The organism is Longimicrobium sp. (genome assembly GCA_036387335.1).
Classification (GTDB): domain Bacteria; phylum Gemmatimonadota; class Gemmatimonadetes; order Longimicrobiales; family Longimicrobiaceae; genus Longimicrobium.
Genome location: DASVTZ010000187.1, coordinates 1 through 2,537 on the forward strand (window position 1 = coordinate 1; position 2,537 = coordinate 2,537).

The window sequence follows — 2,537 nt, forward strand, 5'->3', positions numbered from 1 at the left end:
CCACCGTCCCCCCTCCCCCGCCTGCGGGGGCGCAGGGCGGGTGAGGGGGAGAACTTCCGCCCATCGCGCACATATCTGGTAGGGGCGCGATTTATCGCGCCCGTGTCCCGCGCTGCCCCGCCGCCCGCCCTCGCGTACATCGCCCCGCCCCGCCGTCCCGCCGTTCGCACGGATGCCGTAGGGGCAGACCTGCGTGTCTGCCCTCCTCCGACCTGGCCCCAACGCCCGCTCTCCGCACCCGAATCCTGTAGGGGCAGCCCCACGTGGCTGCCCGTGCTTCGCGCCGCTCCGACGCCCGCGTGCACCCACCGGCGCCAGCTCCTCTCTGGCCCACGACTGTTTGGTGGAGACGGTGGCAGCTGTATCCCCTCCCGATCTCCGCCACTTGTGTAATGCAGGCGCGCGCTACAAAGTTTGTTGCGCACATCTCATGGAGGTCGCTATGGGGCGGACACGAACATCGGCGGCGCGGGCGCTACGGGCGGCGGAGCGGCTGGACAGCATCGCGAGCGTGCTGGGAAGCGACGCCGCGGTGGCGGAGGTGCTCGGGGTGAGCCGCGCGCAGCCGGGGCGGTGGAGGGGAGGGCAGGCGCCCGATCCCGACAACCGCGACCGGATCATCGGGCTCGATGCCGTCATCGCGCTCCTGTCGGGGTTCCTGGCGGAGTCGTCGATCCCCAAGTGGCTCAACGGCGTGAACGCGCACCTGGACAACCGGCGTCCCATCAACGTGCTGAGGGAGGGGCGCGTCTCCGACGTGATCGCGGCGATCGAGGCGCAGAAGAGCGGGGCCTTCGCGTGAATCCCATCGCACTCTGGCGAGTGTTTCCGTGGGACCCCGCGGCGGCGGAGGGCGGGCGGTTCTCCGCGACCTATGTTCCGGGCGGACAGGGCAGGGGCCGCTCCGACCTGCCCGGAAACGCGCTGGGCGTGATCTACCTGGCGGAGAGTGAGGAGCACGCGGTCGCGGAGATGATCCAGGGCTTCCGCAACTCCCCGCATCCGCTCACCGATGACGACCTGACCGCGTGGGGCCGCCCGCTGGCGCTGGCGCGCGCCACACTCGTGGACTCGGCCCGGCCGCTCATCGCGGATCTGTGCGATCCCAGCGTGCTGGGCGCGCACCGCATCACGGCTGACCAGCCCCCGCTGCGCGACCGCCGCCGCACCCAGGCCATCGCCGCGGAGCTTCACCGCGACGGGCACGCGGGGCTCCGCTGGTGGTCGGCTTTCTGGGGCGAGTGGCACACGACGGTCCTCTTCCGCGACCGACTGCCGGATGATGCGCTCACTTACGGCCCTCCCATTGTTCTGGACACCTCGAACCCGCACGTGCTCGAAGCGGCCCGGCTGCTCGACATCGGCTGAGCCGGGAAACAAAAGGAGGCACGGAGAAGAACTTTCCGTGCCTCCGTGCCGTCTGTGTGAGATGAAGCGTTCAGCGCGCCGCCGCGCTGGGCGTGAGGCGGTGCTCGCGGATCATGACGTTGCGGCGCGCGAGGGAGTCGATGTATACGGCGGCGGGCATGCACTCGTCCGGAGTCCAGACGCCGGGCTCGATGTCGCCGGCGGCCTGCAGGGCGCCGGTGATGGCGAGCGAGAAGCCGGTGGTGCGCATCATCGCCGTGATCCCCGTGGAGGGGTCGAAGCGGTCGAGGAGGTCCCAGCGCAGGAGCGTGTCCTCGCCATCCTTGTCGCCCTCAGCCTCCACCCGCAGCGCCACCAAATCCGGGCTCTCGCGGTAGTCCTTGCGCAGCTTGGGGCCGACCACCGAGATGAACAGGTCGCGCGGCGTCACCTTCTGCCCCTTCACGTCCACCGGCTCCAGCCCCAGGAGGCCCAGCTCGCGGATCGTCTCCATGGCGCGGGCGTGGCCGGGGTAGCGCAGCGTCTTGTACTCCATCGAGGGGATCTGCCCCTCGTAGCGCTGCGCCATCGTCGAAAGCCCGCCCGCGGTGTGGAAGGCTTCGAGCGTGCCGGCGCCCTCGAACGGGAGCTCCTCCACCTCGCTAAGGGCGGCCACCTGCAGCGGGCGCCCGTCGCGCAGCACCCACGAGAGGGTGGTGTAGTAGTCGAGCACCCCTTCCAGCGAGTACACGATCTGGTAGTTGAGCGGGGGCTGCGGGTTCTGCGGGAGCCCGCCCACGAAGATGCGCACCGCGCGCGTGGTGTCTAGCTGGCGGATGCCGTGCTCGGCCAGGATGTTGACCATCCCCGGCGCCAGGCCGCAGTCGGGGATTACGGAGAGGCCCTTTTCGCGGGCGCGCTCGTGCAGCCCCTTCTGCTGGAGGACGATCTCGGTGTTGCCGCCCAGGTCGGCGAAGTGCGCGCCGGAATCCACCGCCGCCACCGCCATCCCCAGGTTGAAGTAGTACGGGAAGGCGCTCATCACCGCAGAAACGCCTTCCATGGCGTCGCGGATCCCGGTGCGGTCGTTGGCGTCCACCTGCTGCGCCGTCAGCCGGCCGCCGAGGTACGGCTGGAGGAAGGCGGGAAGCGCGTCGACCTTGAGGTCGGCGATGACCACCTCGTGGTCC

Annotated in this window: 3 protein-coding genes; 2 read left to right on the forward strand and 1 reads right to left on the reverse strand. The window is 70.4% G+C overall.

Annotation, left to right across the window (positions count from 1 at the left end):
* Window positions 1-442: 442 nt before the first annotated feature.
* Together VF647_18795 and VF647_18800 are read left to right on the forward strand one after the other, a co-directional pair.
* Window positions 443-802, forward strand: coding sequence for a hypothetical protein (locus VF647_18795; GenBank protein ID HEX8454143.1), 360 nt, complete (start codon window positions 443-445; stop codon window positions 800-802).
* A complete protein-coding gene (locus tag VF647_18800; GenBank protein HEX8454144.1) occupies window positions 799-1,368 on the forward strand; it encodes an RES family NAD+ phosphorylase in 570 nt (189 codons plus the stop codon). The genes VF647_18795 and VF647_18800 overlap by 4 nt, the downstream gene beginning before the upstream one ends.
* 70 nt (window positions 1,369-1,438) lie before the next feature.
* Here the strand turns inward: VF647_18800 and VF647_18805 are convergent.
* The coding region (locus VF647_18805; protein HEX8454145.1) for a saccharopine dehydrogenase C-terminal domain-containing protein at window positions 1,439-2,537 on the reverse strand (1,099 nt) is incomplete at its 5' end.

What these genes read in the sequence shown, in the direction of transcription:
- VF647_18795 (HEX8454143.1), top strand. Translation starts at nt 443, where the DNA reads ATGGGGCGGACACGAACATCGGCGGCGCGGGCGCTACGGGCGGCGGAG.